Origin of the sequence: Aquirufa sp., assembly GCF_044239315.1 — a bacterium.
GTDB lineage: Bacteria > Bacteroidota > Bacteroidia > Cytophagales > Spirosomataceae > Aquirufa.
The window spans coordinates 51,590-74,309 of record NZ_JBIIBQ010000011.1 but is presented as its reverse complement, the minus strand read 5'-3'; the positions used below and the strand labels follow the sequence as shown (position 1 = coordinate 74,309).

At 38.4% G+C, this 22,720-nt stretch carries 19 protein-coding genes; 7 read left to right on the top strand and 12 right to left on the bottom strand.

Translation table 11 applies throughout. The features are described from left to right. Positions 1 to 13 precede the first annotated feature (13 nt). The 6 genes from ACILP5_RS05800 to ACILP5_RS05775 all read left to right on the top strand — a co-directional run bounded on the left by ACILP5_RS05800 (position 14) and on the right by ACILP5_RS05775 (position 7,476). The gene (locus ACILP5_RS05800) at positions 14 to 898 is read left to right on the top strand and encodes a WD40 repeat domain-containing protein (RefSeq protein WP_395617708.1); all 885 of its coding nucleotides are present in this window, start codon (positions 14 to 16) and stop codon (positions 896 to 898) included. Positions 899 to 943: 45 nt separating this feature from the next. Beyond that, on the top strand, positions 944 to 1,843 hold the full coding sequence (locus ACILP5_RS05795; RefSeq protein ID WP_395617707.1) for a DivIVA domain-containing protein: 900 nt from the start codon (positions 944 to 946) through the stop codon (positions 1,841 to 1,843). Between the two features lie 3 nt (positions 1,844 to 1,846). Then, positions 1,847 to 2,203 carry a dihydroneopterin aldolase gene (folB, locus tag ACILP5_RS05790; protein WP_395617706.1) on the top strand — a complete coding sequence of 119 codons (357 nt, stop codon included), beginning with the start codon at positions 1,847 to 1,849 and terminating at the stop codon, positions 2,201 to 2,203. Between the two features lie 48 nt (positions 2,204 to 2,251). Then, entirely contained in the window at positions 2,252 to 3,274 is a 1,023-nt protein-coding gene (locus ACILP5_RS05785; RefSeq protein WP_395617705.1) for a LacI family DNA-binding transcriptional regulator, read from the top strand. Positions 3,275 to 3,388: 114 nt separating this feature from the next. Continuing rightward, entirely contained in the window at positions 3,389 to 5,980 is a 2,592-nt protein-coding gene (gene gyrA / locus ACILP5_RS05780; RefSeq protein WP_395617704.1) for a DNA gyrase subunit A, read from the top strand. 50 nt (positions 5,981 to 6,030) lie between these two features. Continuing rightward, a complete protein-coding gene (locus tag ACILP5_RS05775; RefSeq protein WP_395617703.1) occupies positions 6,031 to 7,476 on the top strand; it encodes a tetratricopeptide repeat protein in 1,446 nt (481 codons plus the stop codon). Positions 7,477 to 7,749: 273 nt separating this feature from the next. On the opposite strand, the gene ACILP5_RS05770 is transcribed toward ACILP5_RS05775, so the two are convergent. From ACILP5_RS05770 to ACILP5_RS05745, 6 genes are all read right to left on the bottom strand, one after another. Further along, positions 7,750 to 9,123, bottom strand: a complete 1,374-nt coding sequence (locus tag ACILP5_RS05770) for a sensor histidine kinase (RefSeq protein WP_395617702.1) — start codon at positions 9,121 to 9,123, stop codon at positions 7,750 to 7,752. Between the two features lie 2 nt (positions 9,124 to 9,125). After that, positions 9,126 to 9,803, bottom strand: a complete 678-nt coding sequence (locus ACILP5_RS05765; protein WP_395617734.1) for a response regulator transcription factor — start codon at positions 9,801 to 9,803, stop codon at positions 9,126 to 9,128. Further along, complete coding sequence (locus ACILP5_RS05760) at positions 9,803 to 10,270, bottom strand: hypothetical protein (protein WP_395617701.1); 468 nt, start codon at positions 10,268 to 10,270, stop codon at positions 9,803 to 9,805. Before ACILP5_RS05760 ends, ACILP5_RS05765 begins: the two co-directional genes overlap by 1 nt. A 168-nt stretch (positions 10,271 to 10,438) precedes the next feature. Further along, positions 10,439 to 10,921, bottom strand: a complete 483-nt coding sequence (locus ACILP5_RS05755) for a helix-turn-helix domain-containing protein (protein ID WP_395617700.1) — start codon at positions 10,919 to 10,921, stop codon at positions 10,439 to 10,441. Positions 10,922 to 11,001: 80 nt separating this feature from the next. After that, positions 11,002 to 11,850, bottom strand: coding sequence for a S1 RNA-binding domain-containing protein (locus ACILP5_RS05750; RefSeq protein WP_395617699.1), 849 nt, complete (start codon positions 11,848 to 11,850; stop codon positions 11,002 to 11,004). A gap of 44 nt (positions 11,851 to 11,894) precedes the next feature. After that, positions 11,895 to 12,713 (bottom strand): 2,3,4,5-tetrahydropyridine-2,6-dicarboxylate N-succinyltransferase, encoded by an 819-nt coding sequence (locus ACILP5_RS05745; protein WP_395617698.1) that lies wholly within the window; start codon positions 12,711 to 12,713, stop codon positions 11,895 to 11,897. Between the two features lie 503 nt (positions 12,714 to 13,216). On the opposite strand from ACILP5_RS05745, the gene gap reads away from it, so the two are divergent. Next, complete coding sequence (gene gap, locus ACILP5_RS05740; RefSeq protein ID WP_395617697.1) at positions 13,217 to 14,209, top strand: type I glyceraldehyde-3-phosphate dehydrogenase; 993 nt, start codon at positions 13,217 to 13,219, stop codon at positions 14,207 to 14,209. Between the two features lie 45 nt (positions 14,210 to 14,254). Here gap and trmB read toward each other — a convergent pair whose 3' ends face one another. The 6 genes from trmB to ACILP5_RS05710 are packed head-to-tail and all read right to left on the bottom strand — an operon-like array spanning position 14,255 to position 22,587. After that, on the bottom strand, positions 14,255 to 14,914 hold the full coding sequence (gene trmB, locus ACILP5_RS05735; RefSeq protein WP_395617696.1) for a tRNA (guanosine(46)-N7)-methyltransferase TrmB: 660 nt from the start codon (positions 14,912 to 14,914) through the stop codon (positions 14,255 to 14,257). Between the two features lie 12 nt (positions 14,915 to 14,926). Continuing rightward, positions 14,927 to 16,183, bottom strand: coding sequence for a bifunctional folylpolyglutamate synthase/dihydrofolate synthase (locus ACILP5_RS05730; RefSeq protein ID WP_395617695.1), 1,257 nt, complete (start codon positions 16,181 to 16,183; stop codon positions 14,927 to 14,929). Between the two features lie 7 nt (positions 16,184 to 16,190). Beyond that, positions 16,191 to 17,063 carry a hypothetical protein gene (locus tag ACILP5_RS05725; protein WP_395617694.1) on the bottom strand — a complete coding sequence of 291 codons (873 nt, stop codon included), beginning with the start codon at positions 17,061 to 17,063 and terminating at the stop codon, positions 16,191 to 16,193. Between the two features lie 3 nt (positions 17,064 to 17,066). Then, positions 17,067 to 18,050 (bottom strand): hypothetical protein, encoded by a 984-nt coding sequence (locus tag ACILP5_RS05720; RefSeq protein ID WP_395617693.1) that lies wholly within the window; start codon positions 18,048 to 18,050, stop codon positions 17,067 to 17,069. A gap of 2 nt (positions 18,051 to 18,052) precedes the next feature. After that, complete coding sequence (locus ACILP5_RS05715; protein WP_395617692.1) at positions 18,053 to 19,717, bottom strand: hypothetical protein; 1,665 nt, start codon at positions 19,715 to 19,717, stop codon at positions 18,053 to 18,055. 5 nt (positions 19,718 to 19,722) lie between these two features. After that, positions 19,723 to 22,587, bottom strand: a complete 2,865-nt coding sequence (locus tag ACILP5_RS05710; protein ID WP_395617691.1) for a tetratricopeptide repeat protein — start codon at positions 22,585 to 22,587, stop codon at positions 19,723 to 19,725. Positions 22,588 to 22,720: the final 133 nt, after the last annotated feature.

Below are 22,720 nucleotides of genomic sequence, written 5' to 3'. Positions count from 1 at the left end.
CGTTGGAAATAATTTGAGTACGCTGCAAATCGAACGTATTGACACCTTTTCAGGACACCGAGGACCAGTTTATGCGCTGGAAAATGGAGTAGATTCCCTTTTTTATTCAGCAGGTTCTGACGGATGGGTGGTTCAATGGAATTTGGCGAAACCAGACCTAGGAAAGGTAATAGCTCAAGTGGACGGCTCTGTTTATGCCTTAAAATTGGATTCAGAAGGAATTTTATGGATTGGACATAATTATCAAGGAATTCAAGGAATTCGGGTTTCTGATCAAACTCAAGTTTTTTCGATTCCTACTAGTGGTCTCTCCATTTTTTCAATCGAATTTGTTGGCTCTACAGCCTGGTTAGGGCATAATGACGGCATGGTAACGGTAGTTGATGTAGCCACAAAATCGGTTTTAAAGCACATCAAGGCGAGCGAAAAAAGTGTTAGAACAATTCTAGTGCTGTCAGCTAATCGAATAGCAGTAGGCTATTCCGACGGCTTTATTCGAATTTTTGATGCGGACTACCAATTATTAAAGGCTTTTCAGGCGCATGAATCCTCCGTTTTTTCGCTCGCAAAGAGGGGAGGGGATTTGTATTCCGTAGGTAAAGATGCACGTATTAAGCAATGGGGTACTGATTATTCGCTTGTAAATGAGGTAGTTGGGCATATTTATGCCATACATGATTTGCATTTTTCTCCTAATGGTCATTGGTTAGCGACAGCGAGCATGGATAAGACGGTGAAGATTTGGGAAACTGATGGATTGAAATTGTGTAAAGTACTCGATGCAACTAGACATGGAGGGCATAAGAATTCGGTTAATAAACTAATTTGGAGTTCATTCGACGATTTGTTGGTTTCGGCGTCCGACGATAAAAATTTATCTGTTTGGAAGATTCATTAAAAAATTTCCTATTTTAGCAGTTATATACCTAAAAATCTATTTTACTTGGAAGCTTCTTTTTCAAAATCATTTCGCGGTTATGATGTCTCAGAAGTAGACGCATACGTTCAAAGTGTTCAGGACTTTGAGACCAAAACCGAGCATTCTCTTGCAAACCTAAATCAGAAAACTGTTGAATTAGAAGCGGAGGTAACACGTTTGCGTGAAATTGAGTCCAGTCTATTCAGGGCCTTAAAATTAGCAGAAGAAAGTCAGCTAAACTTTACGGCTAAAATGGAAAAAGAAGCCAAATCTATACTAGATAAGGCGAATAAAGAGGCAGAAGCGATCAAAAAGAAGGCAGATTCTGAGGCTCAAAAACAAGCCTTGTTGACGGAAAATGAGCGAAAACAAACATTAGCTCAGGCAGGTCAAGAATTAAAAGAACAAGAGCGTCAATTACGCAATTTGCAAGAGGCTCAGAGAGAGATAGCCGCACAATTAAAGACTATTTCGGAGCAAACTTTAGGTTCTATCGCGAACTGGTTATCAACTGATTTGGTGGCTCCCATAGCTGCATTAGCACCTGCTGCGCCTACTACGGCGTCTAAGAGAGGTCGTAAACCAGGTGTGAAAAATAAGCCTAAAGCGAAGGCTGAAGCGAAAGCTAAAGCAAAACCTGCCGCGAAAGCAGCAGCAAAAGCAAAGACGGCTCCTAAATCAAAAACTACAGCGAAAGCCGTTCCAGCAAAAAGAGGGCCTAAGCCTAAGGTTAAATCTGAGGTAGTAATTACGGCTAAGCCAGCCGCAGTTAAAACTTCAAAACCAGCACCTGCAAAGCGTGGTCCAAAGCCTAAAATCACCCTTGAGACTGTATCAGATGATGGATTGCCTACCTTAAATAAGGTTTTAGAAGCATATGCGAAATCAACAGGTCCAAGAGGTAAAGTAGGGGAGATCAACTAATAAATGGCAAATTACCAAGTTTCTATCGATGACATACGCATTTTTGCTTTTCATGGATTGTATCCAGAGGAGCGTGTTTTAGGAAATTGGTACACCTTAGATGTCTTAGTTGAATCCGAATCTCAGCCTAATTTTTCAGATGATATCGCGAACACCATCGATTATTCTCAGATTTATGCCATTTGCAAACAAGTTATGGCTATACCTGTGGATTTATTGGAGACGGTAGCTGAAAAAATTGCACAGAAAATTCGCGATGAAATTTCAGAAGAAGTCTCAATTCTAGTTCAAATTTCAAAAGAAAATCCTCCCATGGGGATCTCTGGAGGCCGAAGCACAGTCGTTTATCGGCTCCATTGAATTTTGTAAAGATTTATTGTGTAATTTTGACGAAGCTAACCTATACTAATGCGTCACCAAGTTACCATCAAAGATATTGCCAAACAGCTGGATGTTTCAGTGGCAACTGTATCTAGGGCTTTACGTGATTTACCTGATATCCATCCAGATACAAAAAAGTTAGTATTGGATTTAGCTAAGGAGCTTGATTATCAGCCTAATGTACTCGCCACAAGTTTGGTCAAATCCAAGACCAAAACGCTCGGTCTTATCGTTCCTGATCTAGGTTATTATTTCTTTTCAACGGTAGTTAAAGCGGTGGAAGATGCGGCCATAGCGGCAGGATATTCATTGCTAATAGCTCAAACTCAAGAGTCTTTTGAGCGTGAATTAACCAATATTCAAAACTTATCTCGTTCGCAAGTAGAAGGGATTATTATTTCCTTATCTCGTGAAACGGTCAATTTTGAGCATTTAACCCGTTTGCAACGCAGAGGCATTCCATTAGTCTTTTTTGATCGAGATAGTGAAGAAATTGACGCTTCTAAAGTAATGGTAGATAATGAGCAATCCGCTTATGAGGCCGTTAAACATTTAATTGAAAACGGATGTAAGCGTATTGCTTTTTTAGCTGGGCCTAAAAACGTTTCAGTTAGTAACCAGCGTAGAATGGGGTATTCAAGGGCCTTGCAAGAAGCCGGTATTGAAGCCGATCCTTCCTTGATTATTCATAGTGATTACTTCCAGGATTCTGCCGTGGCAAAAACCCATCAACTGATGAAAGAGGCGAATCGACCTGATGGTATCTTAGTTGTTTCAGATCGTTTAGCTATCGGAGTTTTAATCGCACTTCGAGAATTAAATATTTCTGTACCTGATGAGGTTAAAATGGTCAGTTTTAACAACGAACCTATTTGTTCTTTGGTTTCTCCTACTATTTCTTCGATTGCACAGCCATTAGAAGAAATAGGTCGATTATCTGTTGAATTACTGTTAGAGCAGATCGAACAAAAAACGGATAATCCGGTTCCTAGAGTGGAAGTTTTGAAGACAAAATTGATTGTAAGAGAGTCTTCTGTTCACAAAAAATAATCCACATTTTTTAGTATCATTTTTTCTTGGAGAAATAGGCAAAATTTAAGATATTTGTTCTATTGAAAAATACTGCTTTTTGCCTTGTTTTTCTTTTGAATCAAAACATTATTTATGTCATTACAAAGCAATGTTATCCCTATCAACATCGAAGATGAAATGAGAGGGGCGTACATCGATTATTCGATGTCAGTTATTGTGTCTCGTGCACTTCCAGATGTACGCGATGGATTGAAACCAGTTCACAGAAGGGTATTATTCGGAATGGAGGAACTGGGGGTTAGTTACAACAAATCCTACAAGAAGTCTGCTCGTATTGTCGGGGAGGTACTCGGTAAGTATCACCCGCACGGTGATTCCTCTGTATACGATACGATGGTGCGTATGGCCCAAGATTGGTCTTTACGCTACCCTTTAGTAGATGGCCAAGGTAACTTTGGATCTGTGGATGGTGATTCTCCAGCAGCGATGCGTTATACGGAGGCTCGTTTGAAGCGTATTGCGGATGAGTTGCTTTCTGATTTGAACAAAGAAACGGTTGATTTCCAACCTAACTTCGATGATTCCCTGGAAGAGCCTACCGTATTGCCAGCTAAGATCCCTAATCTACTATTGAATGGTACTTCGGGTATCGCGGTAGGTATGGCGACGAATATGGCGCCACATAACCTGAATGAGGTAGTGGATGGTATTTCAGCCTATATTGATAACCGAGATATTACGATTTTAGAGTTGATGCAATACATTAAAGCACCAGATTTCCCTACGGGTGGAACTATTTATGGTGTTCAAGGTATTCGCAATGCATTTGAGACGGGTAGAGGCCGTATTGTAGTTCGTGGAAACGCGACTTTTGATACGTCTAAGACGGGTAAAGAGCAGATTGTTGTATCTGAGATTCCTTACATGGTTAACAAGGCGACATTAATCAAGCAATGTGCTGATTTAGTGAACGATAAGAAGATCGAGGGTATTTCTGAGATTCGTGATGAGTCTGACCGCCAAGGGATGCGTATCGTGTTTGATCTGAAGCGTGATGCGGTAGCGAATGTGGTATTGAACAACTTGTATAAGCATACGGCTTTGCAATCATCGTTCTCGGTGAATAACGTAGCCTTAGTGAAAGGTCGCCCTATGATGCTGAATCTTAAAGATTTGATTCATCACTTCGTAGAGCATAGAAATGAGATTATCATACGTCGTACTCAATACGATTTACGTGAGGCGCGCAAGCGTGCACATATTTTGGAAGGCTTTATTATTGCCCTAGATAACCTAGATGCGGTAATTAAGCTAATCCGTGAGTCGAAAGATCCGAATGCGGCTCAAGAAGGCTTAATGTCTAAATTTAACTTATCTGAACTTCAATCGAAGGCTATTCTAGAGATGCGTTTACAGCGCTTAACTGGTATGGAGCGGGAGAAGATCATGAATGAGTTTGCGGAGATTATGAAGTTGATTGAAGATTTGGAAGATATTTTGGCCAAACCAGAACGTCAATTACAGATCATCAAAGACGAGTTAACGGATATTAAACAACGTTATGGCGATGAGCGTAGAACGCAAATCAACATGACGGATGAAGAATTCTCTGTTGAAGATATGATTGCAGATGACGAGATGTTAATCACCGTTTCTGCGCAAGGTTATATCAAGCGTACGCCGATTACAGAATACCGTTCACAATCGCGCGGAGGAGTAGGTTCTCGTGCGGTAGCGACGAAAGACGATGATTATACGGAGCATTTGTTCTCAGCAACGATGCACAATTGGTTATTGTTCTTCACAGAACGTGGTAAATGTTTCTGGTTACGTGTTTACGCGGTTCCAGAAGGCTCTAAAGTTTCCAAAGGTCGTCCTATCCAAAACTTGATGAACATCGAGAATGGAGACACCATAAGAGCTGTAATCAACGTGAAGTCGATTACTGATCCTGATTACATTGATAATAATTTCATTGTGATGTGTACAGAAGACGGTACGATCAAGAAGACGTCGTTAGAGGCGTATTCACGTCCACGTCAAAATGGTATCATCGCAATTACTATTCGCGAAGGGGATCGTTTATTAGATGTTGCCTTAACGAATGGTAATAACCAAATCGTCATTGCAACAAACACAGGCCGTTCAGTTCGTTTCGAAGAGACGCGCGTTCGTCCAATGGGTCGTTCAGCTGCCGGTGTGAAAGGTATTTGGATTGATGAGAAGATTCCTACAGAGAAAGTAATAGGAATGGTTTGCGTTTCAGACCCAGAGGTGCAACAATTGTTAGTTGTATCAGAAAAAGGTTTTGGAAAACGTTCTGAGGTTGAGGATTACCGTTTAACAAACCGGGGTGGAAAAGGGGTTAAGGCCTTGAATATCACGGAAAAAACAGGTAATTTAGTCGCGATCAAGGAAGTGAATGACAACAATGACTTGATGATCATTACCAAAGCAGGTATTTTAATTCGTACTAGCGTTGCAGAACTTCGAGTGATGGGACGAAATACACAAGGGGTTAAATTAATTCGCTTGAAGAATGAGTCAGATGAGATTTCGTCTGTAACAAAAATTGAAAAAGAGCCCGAGCCAGAAGAGGTAGAGGTTTTAGAAGGTGTGGAATTAACTGAAAATGTTGATCCATCAAGTGCAGTAACTGAAGCTCCAGAAGGAGGGGAGGGGACTGCATCTGAAGCACCAGCTGATGAAGTAACTGAAGAATAATATTATTTGCCCGTACGTGAGTACGGGCTTTTTTTTAATTAAATAAAACAATGAAAAAACTACTTTTATCCCTATTTACGGTGGCTTTGGCGATGAATGCTTCATTTGGACAAGCTGACAAAATGCTACTTGATGCTCAAAAGAAAAGCATCAATGATGGAATTAAAAAATCTGACGAAGACGTTAAAAAAAACCCTGCAAAGGCTAAATCATGGCTAAATCGTTCGCAGGCCTATTTAGAGCTAGCTTTATTCCCTGACTCTACATTCGCTTTAACTAATCCTGAAGCTGTTTTCCAAGCTTTGGAATTTGCCAATGAGGCGATTAAATTAGATACGAAAGAAGGTAAAAAGGGGTCGGTAGCCAAAGAAGCAGAACAATTAGTGGCGGACAAGCGATTCTTAAATGGTTTTTTAAATTTAGGTGTAATGAAGTACCAGGGTAAAGATTTCCGTGCTTCTTTACGTTATATGTCTAAAGCTTCTGAATTGGCCCCTAATGATACGCTTTCAGCTATGTATACGGGAGTAACGGCTCAACTTTCCCAGGAAGATAAGATTGCTCAAGTTGCATATGAGAAGTATATGGCTATTGGTGGTAAAGACTTAGCTATTCTTTATGGACTTTCGCAAATTTATAAAAACAACAAGGAAGAAGAGAAAGCTCTCGGTTTAATTGACAAAGCTCTTGCTATTTATCCTTCTAATAAGGATCTGAAAGGGGAGAAGTTTAATATGTTGATTGCGTTCAATCGAATTGATCAAGCCATTGCTGAATTAAAACAAACTACAGCCAATGATCCTAAAGATGGTGTAGCTTGGTTAAACTTAGGTTTATTGTATGAAAATAAAGTGGCTGGTTTAGGAGATGAGATTAGAAAAATTCAAGATAAATCATCTAAAGTTCTAGAGGTAGAACGTCGTTTATCTGCACAAAATGATCAAGTTTCTGCTTTTCAGGACGAGATAAAGCGTACAAAACTGAAACTAAAAACAGCAACGACTCCTAAAGCAAAAGCTTCTGTAAATAGCCAAGTGGCCACTTTAGAGGCTAAAGTGAAGGAATTAACGGATGTATTAAAAGGTATTCAAGAAGAAAAAGCAGCTGCAACGGCAGCAGCTGGAGATTTAGCGACAAACAACGCTAAGGTTGAAGAATTAATAGCTAAAGTGAACGAGATTCGCTCAAACTTGCCTAATATATATACAAAAGCCTTAGAAGTTGATCCGAACAACTATGATGCCTTATATCAATTGGGTGCCTATTACTTTAATGATGCTCAAGAAATTAAGCGCCAAGTGAATAGTATGGATATGAACGAGTATAAAAAGTCTGGGAAAGACTTAGAAGCTAAATTAATGGTTAAGTACAACGAGGCTTTGCCGTATTTCGAGCGAGGTTACCAAGTTAAGAAAGACGAAGACTTAAAAGAAATTTTGAAGCAGGTTTATCGTGAATTGAAAAACGAGGCTAAATTAGCTGAGTTAGAGAAGTAAGTCACTAGTCACTAGTCGAGAGTCTTAAAAAAATTAAAGGGCTGCTTAGAAATAAGTGGCCCTTTTCTTATGGTTTATAATCTATTTAACATAATATAAATTATATAACAATACGGTAGTCGGTAATCGGTATTCAGTAGTCGGTATTCAGTAGTCGGTAAACAGTATCCAGTAGTCGGTATTCTATCTATACTCTCTAATCTATACTCTCTAATCTCTAATCTTTTCTGACTACCGATTACCGGATACTGACTACAGACCACTGTCTACTGACTACTGTCCACTGACGTGAAAGCTCACCGTAAACTCCGTAAATGAATCCGGCACAGAAACCACTGAGATTTGGCCATTGTGTAATTGAACGATACGTTCAACAAGGGATAATCCGATGCCATAGCCTTTAGATGAGGCCGTATTTTCGCCTCTAAAGAATGGTTGAAAGATATACGGCAAATCATTCGCTGGAATGCCTTTTCCTTCGTTTCTGACGAAAATTTGGATGGAGTTCCCCGCATTCTTGAAGCTTACCTGGGCAGACTTTGATGGGCTGAATTTGCAAGCATTCTCCATCAAATTCTTTAATGCGGTTAATATGAGTTTGTCATCCGCTTTGATTAAGAGCATTTCTTCGTCTTCTGGCATGTGTGAGGTGTCGATGCTGACTTTGTAGGCTGAGTTTAATTTTTGGGTTAAACTTCTAGCTTCCCAAAGTATTTCGTCGATTCTCCACTCATTAAAGCCAGCCTGGCTGTCAGATAGACTTAATTTGTTTAATTCCAATAAGGATTCGGTGATGGCAGCTAACTCTTGTGTATCTTCTAAAACCGAGCTAATCGTTTTTTTATAGTCGTTTGACTCTCTTTCTTTTAATAAGCTGACCTCTAATTGGGAGGATATTTTAGTTAATGGATTCTTTAATTCGTGTGAAACATTGGCAATAAATGTTTTTTGCAATTTAAAGGCATTCTCGATGCGTTCTAATAGCCGGTTGACCGTTGACACCATCTTCCCTATTTCGTCCTCAAAATCAGGCGATTTCAGGCGTTCTTCGAGGCGTTTGGGCGATAATTTATCTACTTGTTGGATAACTTCTGAGATGGGATTTACGGCTTGACCAGCAAAAAACCAGCCTGAGAGTACCACAATGAGGATAAATAAAAGAAATAAGGCGATAAGGATGTTCTTTAGATCTTTTGCATTCTCAGCCGAATACTGGTCTACTGCCCCTGCGAAAACGACTAATCGGCCTTGTGGAGTAGCGAAAACGGTTCCTAAAACTTCGATATCTTCGCGCTGAAAGCGTATTTCTTGTTTTTGGCGGACTTGTTTTATAAGATCTACATCAATGTGTAGGTTAATGCTATCATTAGAAGCATAGATACGTTCGTTGCATAAATCGTATACCAAAATACTCTCCCGGTATAGTAAATCGCGGTTAGTTTGCCCGATGATCCCCATTAACTTAGAGTCCACTTGGTTTACATTAACCAATAATTGGGCGGTGGTATTTGCTTTTTGGCGTAATCGACTATAAAATTTGTCCTTGTAATTCTCTTGTGTGAAGATATAGATGACAAAATAGGATACGAACAGAATCGCAGACACGAGGTAGGTAAACTGGTAAGTCAGCCTGGATCTAATCTGCATAATTATTCGTTTTTAAGGATATAACCTCTGCCAAATTGGGTGTGAATCAACTTACTCGCAAAGCCTTTATCTACTTTCTTACGCAAGTAATTAACGTATACCTCGATCAAATTCGAGCTATTCTCATCTTCGACCTCCCAGATGTTCTCCGCGATTTGCGCTTTTGAAATCACCATTTCCTGGTTTCTAAGGAAGTATTCTAGTAATTGAAACTCTTTGGAAGTTAAATTTATGGATTGTCCCGAACGTGTCACCAATTTACTGATTAGATCCATCTCTAAATCAGCAAATTTAAGTACTTGCGCATCTAATTGTGCCTGTGATGAGCGTTTTAACAGGGCCTTAATGCGAGCCAAAAACTCTTTAAAATCAAAAGGTTTACCTAAATAATCATCCGCTCCCGCATCAAAACCGACCAGTTTGTCGTCTGTTGTACTCAAAGCAGTTAACATTAAGATAGGTGTTTGAATCCCTTCCGCCCTGAGTTGCTTACATAATTCAATTCCATTGATACCTGGAATGATGATATCAGATACAATTAGTGAATAGTTATTTCGTAAGGCTAATTGCTTTGCAATAGTTCCATCATAGGCCACTTCCACCTCATAGCTGTTCTCTTCTAATCCTTGTTTTAAAGATTGAACAGTCTTAGGTTCGTCTTCTATGAGGAGAATTTTGATCATTTTAAGATGGATTTGAGGTCTGCCGGAGAGTAATTAATCGACTTTAAAACTTTATTATCGATTTTGCGATAGACTTTCCAAACGCCATTTTCCTCCTTTATTTCTGCTTCTGTACCGTCTTTATCGTGGTAAAATTTAACAGTGTACTCTGCTTCCTCTAAGGATGCACATGCTTTAGACATATTAGAACGCTGTACTTCATTGAATAATTCGACGAATTTCTCACCTAAACCAAACTCTAAAACTGCACCAGATAAGACATACTGAAGATCACAAAGTGCATCAGCCACTTCTACTAGATCATTTGCTGCAATAGCCTCTTTCAGTTCATCTAATTCTTCTGCCAGAAGGCTAACGCGTAGATTGCAACGTTCTGCGGCGGGAATAGTAGGTTGAGCAAGTATAGGGGCTCCAAAAGTTTGGTGGAATTGTGCCACCTGGTTTAATGAGTCTAGTTTTTCCATTTTTTGTATTCAATTTATTAAAATTAAACAATTAATGGGTCTCTAGCAATATCGTGTTTCAGGGTTAATTCGAGATTTTGAAAATACAATTGTGCACAAGTGTGGATAACTTGTGGATAACTCAAAAGCAAAATGTGGATAAGTACGCCTTTTGTTTACAATCTTTAATTAGAGCGGCTTACTCTCTGAGAAAGTACCATCTGTATAAAAGATAAGAACCCGTTCGATCTTCTTAGCTAAATGAGTCGTAGGTGCGGCAGCAGCAACAGGTTGACTTGCTTTTTGACTACTTTCTCTAGGGCGTCTGAGATTCGATTGTACGATCGTTTGTTCAGCTAAATTATTTTCAGGCGATTCTGAGGCGCTAGGTGTTATGGCATCAAAAAGTGATGGAGTAACAGGTATTGGAGAGGCCTTTAATTTAGGAGCTGAGACTACTATTGATAAATCCCTTTTGTCATCCAATAATTCTTCTGCAGGGATTTCTGGGAAGGCAATGAGAATCTTTTGTACGACATCTAAGCTAGGCTTGTTTCTTCCTGAAAGAATGTGGGAGATACTACTGCGAGGAATTCCTAAGGTATCAGCAAACTGAGAGGCACTTAGTTTCTTCGACTGAATTAACAATTCTATTTTAGCGCTTAGATTCATATTTGTAAACATTGATTAATGTGTTACAAATCTAAACAATTACTAACTATTTACAAATCGTAATTAAACAAAAATGCAGTTTACAAAAGTGACACACAATCCGAATGTAATGCAATCAGTTTACTTTTGTATAATCCCCCGATGGCTTTCTTGAAATCTTTCTTAGACATCCCTAACTGATCATAGATATCTTCTGCAGGGCTTTTGTCATGCAGATAAAGCACACCTTTATTATCTTTAATTGCCTGCAATACTTTATCCACTTGTGAATCCAAACGTAATCTTCCTACTGGTTCCAAACGTAAATCAAGGCGGCCGTCTTCGCGCAAGTTTTCGATGTATACAAATGTACTTTGCCCTAGTATTACATTTGTAAATATTTCATTTTTGAATAGCATTCCAATTTTACAATTGTCAACTAAACATTTAATACCTAAGTCTGTGTATTCAAATGGAACAGCTTCGATCTTTGTTCCTGCTGCAAAGCGATTCTCTTCGTCTTCAATAAAGGCAGGAAGGAAATTCTCGATTCTAGCTGAAGCTACGATTCGATCTGTTTGGGCATCCAAATAAATATATACGAGGTAGAATTTCCCTACCACCATTTTTTGGTATTGTTGACTAAATGGAACAAAAAGGTCTTTTGCTAATCCCCATTCCAAGAATACGCCCAAAGGAGTTACGGATTTTACTTCTAAATAAGCGAACTGCTTGATAGTGGCGTAAGGCTTTAATGTAGTTGCGATGATGCGGTCTTCCGAGTCACGGTAGATGAATACATCAATTGATGAATCGATTTCATACGTTTCTGGTACGTATTGCAAGGGTAAAAGGATTTCATCTTCGTAACCATCTAAATAGAGGCCAAAAGGTACTTCTTTGATAATACGAAGGTGATTGTATTCACCAATTTTCAATTCATTTTCCATAAAAAAAGCCCGGTAGCGAACCGGGCATTCATTTTTGTTATTAATTAAACAACTACGTTATTCTCTCTTAATGCTTGATTAAGCGATGTTTTTAAGTCGGTACTTTCTTTTCTTTTACCTATGATGAGGGCACATGGCACTCCATAGGTACCTGCTGGGAAGGTCTTTTGTATGCTTCCTGGTATAACTACTGAGTTCTCCGGTACATAACCGATGTATTCTACTGGCTCTGGCCCTGAAACATCAATGATCTTAGAGGAACCTGTAATGGTAACACCAGCGCCTAGAACGGCTTTTTTACCAATGTGAGCGCCTTCCACTACAATACAACGAGAGCCAATAAAGGCGCCATCTTCGATAATAACAGGAGATGCTTGTGGTGGTTCTAATACGCCCCCGATTCCCACACCACCACTCAGGTGTACATGTTTACCTATTTGAGCGCAGGAACCAACAGTTGCCCAAGTGTCCACCATCGTTCCTTCGTCCACATAGGCACCAATATTCACATAAGAGGGCATTAAGATCGTTCCTTTCGCTAAGAATGCGCCATAACGGGCCACTGCAGGAGGTACGACACGAACACCTAATTCTTTATAATTAGATTTTAACTTCATTTTATCGTGGAATTCAAATATCCCCACTTCTGAAACGGCCATTTGGCGAATAGGGAAATACATCACAATCGCTTTCTTTACCCATTCGTTTACTTGCCAGCTGCCATCAGCCTTGGGTTCTGCCGTACGCAATTCCCCTTTATCTACTAAGTCTACTACTTTTTCAATCGCCTCAATGGTCTCAGCCTTTGAACGAAGCTCTGTGTTGTCCCAAGCGGCAACAATAGTATTTTCTAATGAATTCATAAAAATGATATGCAATAAATGAAGATGCAAATTAATCAAAAAAGCCAAGGCTTTCCCGGATCAGGAGAAATAAAATAGATGCCTACTGATGATATGAGCTAAAAAGACCCCTAAAATCGACATTAATTTAACTTCAACTTTAATAAGTCATTTAGCTGATTATCAATCAGTTACAACAATTTGCAGAATAATATTTTGGTAAAATTTGCTAGAAAATTAGCTAAAAAGACAAATGACATTCTGTCACTCTCCTACCCCATCGATCTGGAGCAGTAATTCCTTACACAAATATGCTAAAATATTTTGAATAAAAAACGTATCCACGTGATTTTTACTCAAAAATCATATAATTAGCTATATAGCTAAATTAAAATAAGCTGATTTACTTTTGTAAAATAGGCCTTGTAAACGTTTAATTGGGTTTATTTAATCCTATCTCTCTTGGAATAATACATTTTAAATGCTATATTTGACCTTTGTATGAAATCAAATTAATTTATTCAATGAAAAAAATTAAAGTTGCTATTAATGGTTTTGGTCGTATCGGTCGACTTACTTTCCGTCGTTTATTGGAAAAAGAAAATGTGGAAATCGTTGCTATTAACGATTTAACTGACAATGCTACTTTGGTACACTTACTAAAGTATGATTCAGTTCACGGTCGTTTTAATGGAACTGTTACTTCTGATGCTGACAGCATTACTGTTAATGGTAACGTGATTAAGGCTTTTGCAGAACGTGATCCTAAGCAATTACCTTGGGGTGCTTTAGGTATCGATGTTGTTTTAGAATCTACAGGTCGTTTCATCGATCAAGAGGGTGCTGGACAACACTTAGTCGCTGGTGCTCGCAAAGTAATCATCTCCGCTCCTGCTAAAGGTGATATTCCTACAGTTGTTTTAGGTGTTAATGATAATACATTAACTGATGATATGACGATTATCTCTAATGCATCATGTACAACTAACTGTTTAGCTCCAATGGCTAAAGTATTAGACGATGCTTTTGGAATCGAAAAAGGATTTATGACTACGGTTCATGCTTATACTGCTGACCAAAACTTACAAGATGCACCTCACTCCGATTTACGTCGTTCTCGTGCTGCAGCTTATTCTATCATCCCTACATCTACAGGTGCTGCTAAAGCGGTAGGTTTAGTTTTACCTCATTTGAAAGGTAAATTAGATGGTAATGCGATGCGTGTTCCTACTCCAGATGGATCAGTTACTGATTTCACTGTAGTATTGAAGAAAGAGGCTACGGTTGCGGAAATCAATGCTGCTATGAAAGCGGCCGCTGATGGTCCGATGAAAGGTATCTTAGAATTTACTACAGACGAAATCGTTTCAATCGACATTATTGGTAACCAACACTCTTGTATCTTAGATTCTAAGTTAACAACAGCAATGGGTAACTTAGTAAAAGTGGTAGGTTGGTATGATAACGAATTTGGTTATTCTTCTCGTGCTGCGGATTTAATCGCGCGCGTAGGATAATCTTACTAGCGTAAAATAAAAAAGCCTCTCATTAGAGAGGCTTTTTTATTTTACGTTCGTTGCTCTTAGGTAATTGATGTTAAATCCTTTTTCGTAGAACATCTCCTCGAACCGTGTTTTGATCCCAAAGTGATCGTCCATCCATTCGGAAGTGTATAGATCATTTGTCTTGACGATGATGTTCCAAGCATTTTCAGTTAGAGAGCCCTCAGAAAATTCGAAGAAAGGCATTGAATCAGTTTTTAGGTGAAGAATACCCCCTGGCTTTAAGATTTTCTTATAGCGATCAAGAAAGGTATGAAAAGTGAGACGACGTTTTTCGTCGCGATCTCGTAGACGTGGGTCTGGAAAAGTAATCCAAATTTCATCTACTTCATTTTCAGCAAAGTGTTGGTCAATCTCTTGCATGTGTATGCGAAGAAATGCGGTGTTTGTTAATTCAAGTTCCCTTGCAGCTCTTCCTCCTTGAGCTAATCGATCTCCTTTAACGTCAACGCCAATGAAATTCATATCTGGAAATAATTTACCTAAACCATTGGTGTATTCTCCTCTGCCACAGCCCAGTTCTAATACCAATGAATGGTCATTCGAAAAGTAATCCGATCTCCATTTACCAGTCAGCGTCCCGAAAATTGGTTTCGGACTTTGGATGACATTGTCTAATGCGATGGCTAGATTATATTTGGCTGTTTTTCTTCTGCTCAAGGTGTACGCGAATTAAAAGGTAATTTCTCCTACTAGATAGGTGCTTCCACAGATGAGAATTCCGTCAGAAGCTCCAGAATGTGACTTTGCGAGGGCAATAGCCTCATTAACTGATGGGACCACTTTGCCTTGTAGGCCTTTAGCCGCTGCTAATTTTTGTAGTTCTAAAGCGGATAGGGCTCTTGGATTGTTCGCTTGAGAAAAATAGTAGGTGGCCTCTGTGGGAAACAAGGATAAGACCGAATCGATGTCTTTGTCTACCACCATCCCGAGAATAATGGTCAAATGATCGAAACCTTCTTTATTTATTTGTTGCATAATCTCCGTTATGCCACTTTTGTTGTGACCGGTATCAGCGATGATTTTAGGGCTTTCCCCTAATATTTCCCAGCGTCCTTGTAAACCGGTATTCACTCGGGTTTGCTCAATTCCTTTCCTGATTTTTGCCCCTTCAAGAGGAATGATGGATTGAATCTGCTCGCACCAAGCCAAAACACCACGTATGTTTTTTTGCTGGTAATGCCCTTTATAAGGGCTATTTACTTTCATTTCACCCCAAGTTGGACTTGTGAAAGTGAAGTCTGAAGCACTAATAACATCTGAAGCAAATTGTATAGGGGCATGGATGGATTCAGCTTTGGCAATGAAAATAGCAGACGTTTCCGTTTGTTTTTCACTAATGGTTACTGGAGTATTTGATTTAATGATACCTGCCTTTTCAGACGCAATTTTTTCTAAGGTATCCCCCAGTAAATCCTGGTGATCAAAACTAATGTTCGTAATCAAACAGGCGAGTGGCGTTATGATATTCGTTGAATCTAATCGACCGCCTAAACCCGTTTCAATGATCGCATAATCGACTTGCTGTTCTTTGAAATAAGTAAACGCCATAATGACCGTCCATTCAAAAAAGGATGGACGCACTTTTTCAATTAGGTCTAGTCGAGAAGAAACAAAATCAGCCACCCACTTTTCAGCTACTTGTATGCCATTGATTTTTATTCGTTCCGTAAAGGAATGTAGATGTGGTGAAGTATATAATCCTACCTTATAACCGTGTTCCTGTAGAATTGAAGCCATAAAATGGGAGGAACTCCCCTTTCCATTCGTGCCTGCAACGTGCAAAGACTTGAAGGAGCGTTCTGGGTTTCCCATCAGCTCGCAAAGTGCCTCAATATTGCCTAGGCCGGGTTTATAAGCTTTAGAACCTTCTCGGTGAAATACCGGCAATTGTGCATACAAAAAGGAAATGGACTCGGAATAATTCATCGGATACCTATCGTTCTCCTACGCGGAAGGTGATAGATCCAGTCGCTTCTTTAGGGCTTGCGCCGGAAGATGTTTTGATGAATTTAGATTTTTCGATGGCTCTTTTGTATTTCTGTGCCAAAGAATTGGAGAACGAATTCTCCGCTATCACTAATTTGATAATATTTCCATCTTCATCAATTTTGATGGTGAATCGAATCATACCCGTTTCACCCGTATCATCTTTAACGTTTGGACGATTAGCGATTCTCCAGCCAGAAATATTAACCGATGAAGAACCAGCGCCATCCCCGCTCCCACCATTTCCAGAGTAATTTGTCGAATTGTTGATTTTTCCGTTCGGGCTACCCTTATCTCCAATTTTTCCAGCGTCAGGACCATTGGAATTTCCCCCAGGATTCGGATTTGTTCCTCGCGTACCATTGCTTGTTGTTTTTTTCTTGAACAAAGCACCCTCATCGATTTTTTCTTCCGGTTCTGGTGTTGGTTTGGTTGAAACAACCGCTGTCTTTTTCGTATTTTCTGAAATACTCACAGGGCTTTTGACTACAGAGGAGATAACTGTCTCTTTCGAACTAGGTGTAGGTTTAGCTTTCGTTACCGCAGCGACTTCTGTTTCTTTTTCAGCTGGCTGTGATTCATCGTTGTTAGGCAAATCACTGGCTTGGTTATAAGACTGTACATTTCCACCACCTTCATCATCTGTTCCATAATTTACTTCGAATCCTGGTTCAGGTAATTCTAGTTTCATTTCTTCTGCAGACCAGATCTTTGCATACCAAAATAACAAAAACAACAAACCTTGTATCACGATCGTGATTGCCAAGGCTTTTCTTTGGTTTTTGCGTTCTAATTGCTGTTGTTCTATGCGTTGATCCATTTCTTATAGTGCCTTATACACCCAAATGTCTACTTTCTTAGACGTCTTTAATTCACTTGCTTTAGCATATCCAAATTCCATCGAATGTTCTGTGCCTAAGCTTATTCGGTAAAATTTCGTCTGGTCGTTTTTTAAAATAATTTCTGCCTGGTCAAAACCTCGTGATTTGAACTCCTTTAGCCCTTTTTCAGCTTGAGATAAGGTTTGAAAACTGGCAGCTATTAAGTAAATAACATCTTGATCCTCTCCTACAGTTACTTCTACAGGTGCATCGATGGTATTTTTCTGAACTGTATCTATCTGCACTGGCTTAGCAGGAGCTGCTGTAGCTTTAACTGAAACCGTTTCTTTTTTCTCGATTTTAATCGGATTTAAAGAACTTTGCGCCTGATTACTAGCGGGCTCGGTTAGGAAAAAAGCACCTAAACCACCCAATATGAATGCAATTAAGGCATATACATATATTGATTTACTTAATTTTACAGGTTGATAATCTTCTGAAACAGTAGTCGGTAAGTCTTCTGCAGTTGGAATTACTTCAAGAGTTGGTTTAACTTCTTTAGGTTGGCGATTATAACCTAGGCCAACAGGAAAAAGACCAAATACACTTAAATCTGCATTAAAATCTGGATTGGGCGTAAAGGATAAACGATTTTCGGAATTTAAAGTAAATGTACCTAGTTCACCGAAAGTCAAAGAGCCTTGTGATACGATTAGAGACTTTAAGTCTTTAGAGATGGCTGCTATTTCAATGGAGGCCTCTTTATGGGAAAGCGATTTATTTATAGCCCATTCTGTCGTTAAGAAACGGTCATCAGTTTTAAGTTTTTCATTAAATGCGACACATTTTCTTTTAGGATATATTTTATTCTCTTTCGCATTGAATTGATAATCTTGTGCATTTACGACGAAACCACCGAACTGTGGTATAATTACACATTCGTGATCGTATAGTAAATGCTCTAGAAAGGTATAAAATTCAGTCATTCTTAAAATGAATATGCGAGAGTTGCTGTAAAGTTAAAACCTTGTGTTGGATAAAATAAATATCGTTGGTAATTTTTTCCAAGTAAGTTATTTGCAGATAAAGCGGCTGTAAATTTATCTGTTATTTGGTATTCTCCTTTTAAGTTGAGATCCAGGATATTATCTAAAACAATCGCCTTTTTTGTTGCTGAATTGTATCCATAAAGTCCTCCCACAAAATACAATTGTGGTAAAATACTGACTTTAGGGTGTACTTTGATTGTATTCATCCAAGTGATTTGAATGTTAGGACGGTGGTAAGCATATAAAAAAGAGCCAAGGTTTCCATAATTAGTATAATCTACTTGAAGATCAGACTGGATTTTATCAGTGACAGACATCTTTACATTAGCTTGTAAAGAAAGTACAGAAACGGCATTATTAGCACTCGAATATAGGATTTCGTATTGAGAAAGATCTGCCGCTGAAGAAGTAAAGAATGCCATGTTAGCGTATTCACCATAGCTTGCTTTTAACTCATAATGTACATTGCGTTCATTAGTGCCTATTAGCCCACCTGATACTATCCATTTTTGTTGGGTATTTTGTAAGTTAATGGTTTGAGATAGCCAAGGATTTAGTAGTAAACTGCTGTGGTATGAATTGAATTGTGTGTCTCCTTCGAATCCAGCGAATAAACGAATAAAGTCATTTGCTCTATACTTTAGTTGTATACTCGGGTAGATTCTTAATTCCTCCTCATTAATTGCATTAATTCCCGCTTGCAGATTTAATCGAGGCAAAAGGTCATAGGAAATGCTAGGTTTCAAACGGAAAAAATTACGATTTATGGAGGTATTGCTGGTGAAGTTTGATAAGACGGCATCTCCATTAATACGTAGCATTAATCCTTCTGAAATGTCATAATTCGCTTTCAAGTAAGAAGATGACATCCACTCTTTCGGAGCTAAATTCCCTGATAAAGAAGAGAATTCAGTTCCAGCCTGGTAGGAGAATCTTTTGCCCTCTGTTTGGCTGTAAATATCTCCATTGAACTTTATTTGGTTATAATTGATGGCAAATGCATCCTCTGGAGTATTCATTGGAAAAACTTCCCTCCCATAGAAATTTGTTGCCGTTCTACGGTAATCGATAGCACCTTTTAATAAAGCTTTAGACCAAAGTGATTGGCTGTAAATTTTCACTTCATTTTCTGAACGACTTGAAAATGCGTTATCCGTGGGTCCAGTAGCATTGGCATCATGATTAATATACAATCCTCTTAGTTCTTTTTCTGTTGGATTATAGCCAAAGTGCCCATTTAATAAGGTATGGCCATAATTACCTGCACCTACTTTAATGGAATTTTTTGCTTTAGATCCAAATGGGGATTTCAACTCCTCTCCTGCTCTAGGTCCAATTATTGATGTCTGAAAAGTGGGTAATTGAATAGAAGATGGCTTAGTCAAGTCAAAACTAAAATCGACTTTTTTATCTTTACTGTAATCAGGAATTTCATTTAGTGCTTCAAAAGAACGACTCATGGTGGGTTGTACTTCTATTTTTCGCACTTTTTCCGAGACAAATTCTTCATTTTGAATAGTTCCCTCCTTTTTCTGTTGACCATAACTAAGCATGGAAATCAGGCCAAGGGGTAAAACTAGCATGATTTTAGATGTAAATCTCATATACATTATTTTTGTAAAAAGTTTTTCATTAGGACTTTGGCTGCTTCAACACTTTCTTTGTCCTCTGAATTATCGATAATGGATTTTAGGGTAGCTTTCGCTTGAGCTACATTTTTCAATTCAATAAAGTTTTTTGCTAAGTGTAAATAGGCTTGTCCTAAAGTAGCATCAGAAACTTCTGCAAATTCATTTCTGAATTTATCTAAAATCATTTCGTTAGAGCTGGCGAAATTTCCCTTTAAGTTATTTAAATGAATGATGTCTAAATAGAGATTAGCCGCTTCCTCTAATCCCTCAGGCGTTTTAACAGCTAAAGAATGGAAATCATTGTAGGCGATTAAGGCAGAATCAATTTCATTTAATTTGATAAAGGATTGCAGTATTCGTTTGTTAGCACGATTGATCACGGTAGAATCTACTCCCTTGTCTTTTAATAATCGGTAATGAGCAATTGCCTCTTGATAAGCAGCTGAATCAAATTCAATATCTGCTACTTTAGAAATAACCGAATTTAATGAAGGATGAACATTTTGCTCAATGACCTTTTTGTAGAATTCGTAGGCTACCGCTTTATTATTGGAACGATTGGCTGCATCAGCAATTAAATAGGTTACCTCAGAAACGCGTTCATCTGCTGGGAAATGCGCGATGAAAGCCTTTAATGGTTCGATTGCTTTACTATATTTTTCACCTAAATAAATACCTTTTGCTGCTTGGTATTCTAATTCTGTCTTCTCTTCCTCGTTTAGACTGCTATTTTGATACATGCTTAAATAGGAACTCATTTCTTCAGGACGCCCTACTTCATTTAATTCTTCTTGTAAACCGGCAACAGCATCTTTAGCAAAAGCCTCTTTAGAGAATTTCTCAATTACTTCTTTGTAGTCTGTTATAGCTTTTTCAGGTTGCTTTGAGTTAGAGTACGATTGTGCTCTTTTCAAGATTGATTCAGCGTAGTAAGGACTAGTAGGTTGATTCGTTATCAAATCTGTAAATCCAGCGATTGCCTCTGCATATTTACCCGTACGGAAAGAAATTAAGTTCTCTTGAAAACTGGCATCATCCCCTAATTTCGTATTAGGGAATAATTTCTTCAAAGATTGAAATGTTGCTTTAGCCTCTGCATCTCGTTCTAAATAGACTAACGTAATCCCTTTTTGATACATCGCATAATCCTTCTCCGTTTTTGCATTTTCAATTGCCTGGTTGTAGTAGGTTAATGCCTCTGTATAATTCTTAGCTACTAAATAGGTGTCAGCTAAACGAAGAATCGCATTTGCATTTGCTTTTCCGGTTGGATTCGCTTTTAATTGATCTACATAATTCTTGAAAAAGGTATTCGCATTTGAAAAATCCTTTACTGAGAAATAGGCATAGGCGATTCCAATACGGTTCCGTTGAAGGAAATCTGCTGCATTTTTCTTTGAAACCAAAGGTTTATAGACCTGAATCGCCCCCTCAAAATCTTTTATTTGAGAAAGAGATTCAGCTTTTCCAAAAGAGGATTCATCCGTTATCTTTTGGTTAGCTGCTTGAGAGATAGCCTTATCAAAGTAGGTTATAGCCTCTTTGTATAGTTCTTTATTGTAGGCCTTTATTCCTAAGTTATAGGTTAGCGTCTGGTAAGCCACTTTCATTTCTTCGGAAATAGGAATGCCTGACAGCATGAGCTGAGTGGCAGGTTCAAGGCTTGTTAATTTTAACATAGCATCCGCTGAAAAACCTTGATAAGATGCTGTAAATGAGCTATTCGGATAAGATTTAGCAAATTGCTCAATTGCTTCTAGCCCCTTATTCCATAACCCTAAATCGATTGAAATGCTGATTGATTTAAATTGAGCTTCTTCTTTTTGTTCCAAATCAAAGTCTAGCTCACCTGCTTGGTTAAACGAACTAGCGGCATCGGATTTTTTACCTAGTTTTAATTGTGCTAATCCCTGCAAGAAATAGGCTTTTTGGCCTAATGAATCTTTTTTCAATAAACCCACAATAGAAGACATCGCTTCCTCGTATTTATCTAATGAATAAAGAGAAAAAGCCTTTTTATAGGTGGCCATTTCATTTTTAGTATTTTTCAAATAGGTTTCATAGCTCTTATCGGCCTTGGCAAACAAGCCTTTCTTAAATTGAATTTCCGCAACTATCAGTGCAATATCTGGGTGTGTACTAGCCATAGGCTCCGCATACTTTAATAACTCGTCCCATTGTTTAGTTTGTTGATAACTCGAAATGATCCAAAATGGCAAATCTTTCCGGTACTTAGAATTTCCATTTGATTTTTTAAAATCGGTAATGGCATCGAGGTATCTTTTTTGTTGATAATTGATTACACCCGCATAATAAGCAGCAGAAAAGGCATATTCCTCATCAGGATCCGATTTTACTTCATTAAAAATGGCTAAGGAATTAGTATAATCTTTCGTCTCAAAATAGGCAACACCTAGTTTGAAACGTGCTTCTACATTTCCTAAAGAGGAATTCTCGAGATACCGAATGGCTTTAGCATAATTACCTAAGTCATAATAATACATACCCATTTTTCTGAAAAGCAAATTACTTTGCGTACTATTCGGGTGATTAAGGTTAAAATGATAACCTAATACTTCTATTTCAGGTTGATTCAAATAAAGCGAGCACAATACTTGGTAATATTCTGCTAAAATCACCTCGTTATTGTTTGAATTAGATTGTCTACTTAAAAAATTAGCAAACTCCTCACGGGCTGCCACGTAGTTTTGCGCTTCAAAATATTCTTTTCCTTGACTAAAATGAATGTGATTATTTTCAAAAGCGAGTGATTGCTGAGAAAATGACGAGAAATATAGGGATAAAAATAGGACGAGGCAGTAAAAGGATGATCTAAATACCATAGGTTTATTGTCAATATACAAGACTAAACAATAATACGATTTTTATGTCAAATAATTGTTTTGGAATTTAGAATTATTTGGAAAAAAATAGCACATGTTAGACTATACGGCTGATTTTTTTAATTTTACTAAA

Coding starts and splice junctions, on each gene's coding strand:
- gap (WP_395617697.1), top strand. CDS start 13,217: ATGAAAAAAATTAAAGTTGCTATTAATGGTTTTGGTCGTATCGGTCGA.
- ACILP5_RS05715 (WP_395617692.1), bottom strand. CDS start 19,717: ATGAGATTTACATCTAAAATCATGCTAGTTTTACCCCTTGGCCTGATT.
- folB (WP_395617706.1), top strand. CDS start 1,847: ATGGCAAATTACCAAGTTTCTATCGATGACATACGCATTTTTGCTTTT.
- ACILP5_RS05745 (WP_395617698.1), bottom strand. CDS start 12,713: ATGAATTCATTAGAAAATACTATTGTTGCCGCTTGGGACAACACAGAG.
- ACILP5_RS05720 (WP_395617693.1), bottom strand. CDS start 18,050: ATGACTGAATTTTATACCTTTCTAGAGCATTTACTATACGATCACGAA.
- ACILP5_RS05755 (WP_395617700.1), bottom strand. CDS start 10,921: ATGAATCTAAGCGCTAAAATAGAATTGTTAATTCAGTCGAAGAAACTA.
- ACILP5_RS05725 (WP_395617694.1), bottom strand. CDS start 17,063: ATGGATCAACGCATAGAACAACAGCAATTAGAACGCAAAAACCAAAGA.
- ACILP5_RS05770 (WP_395617702.1), bottom strand. CDS start 9,123: ATGCAGATTAGATCCAGGCTGACTTACCAGTTTACCTACCTCGTGTCT.
- ACILP5_RS05710 (WP_395617691.1), bottom strand. CDS start 22,587: ATGGTATTTAGATCATCCTTTTACTGCCTCGTCCTATTTTTATCCCTA.
- ACILP5_RS05750 (WP_395617699.1), bottom strand. CDS start 11,850: ATGGAAAATGAATTGAAAATTGGTGAATACAATCACCTTCGTATTATC.
- ACILP5_RS05730 (WP_395617695.1), bottom strand. CDS start 16,183: ATGAATTATTCCGAGTCCATTTCCTTTTTGTATGCACAATTGCCGGTA.
- ACILP5_RS05760 (WP_395617701.1), bottom strand. CDS start 10,270: ATGGAAAAACTAGACTCATTAAACCAGGTGGCACAATTCCACCAAACT.
- ACILP5_RS05785 (WP_395617705.1), top strand. CDS start 2,252: ATGCGTCACCAAGTTACCATCAAAGATATTGCCAAACAGCTGGATGTT.
- gyrA (WP_395617704.1), top strand. CDS start 3,389: ATGTCATTACAAAGCAATGTTATCCCTATCAACATCGAAGATGAAATG.
- ACILP5_RS05775 (WP_395617703.1), top strand. CDS start 6,031: ATGAAAAAACTACTTTTATCCCTATTTACGGTGGCTTTGGCGATGAAT.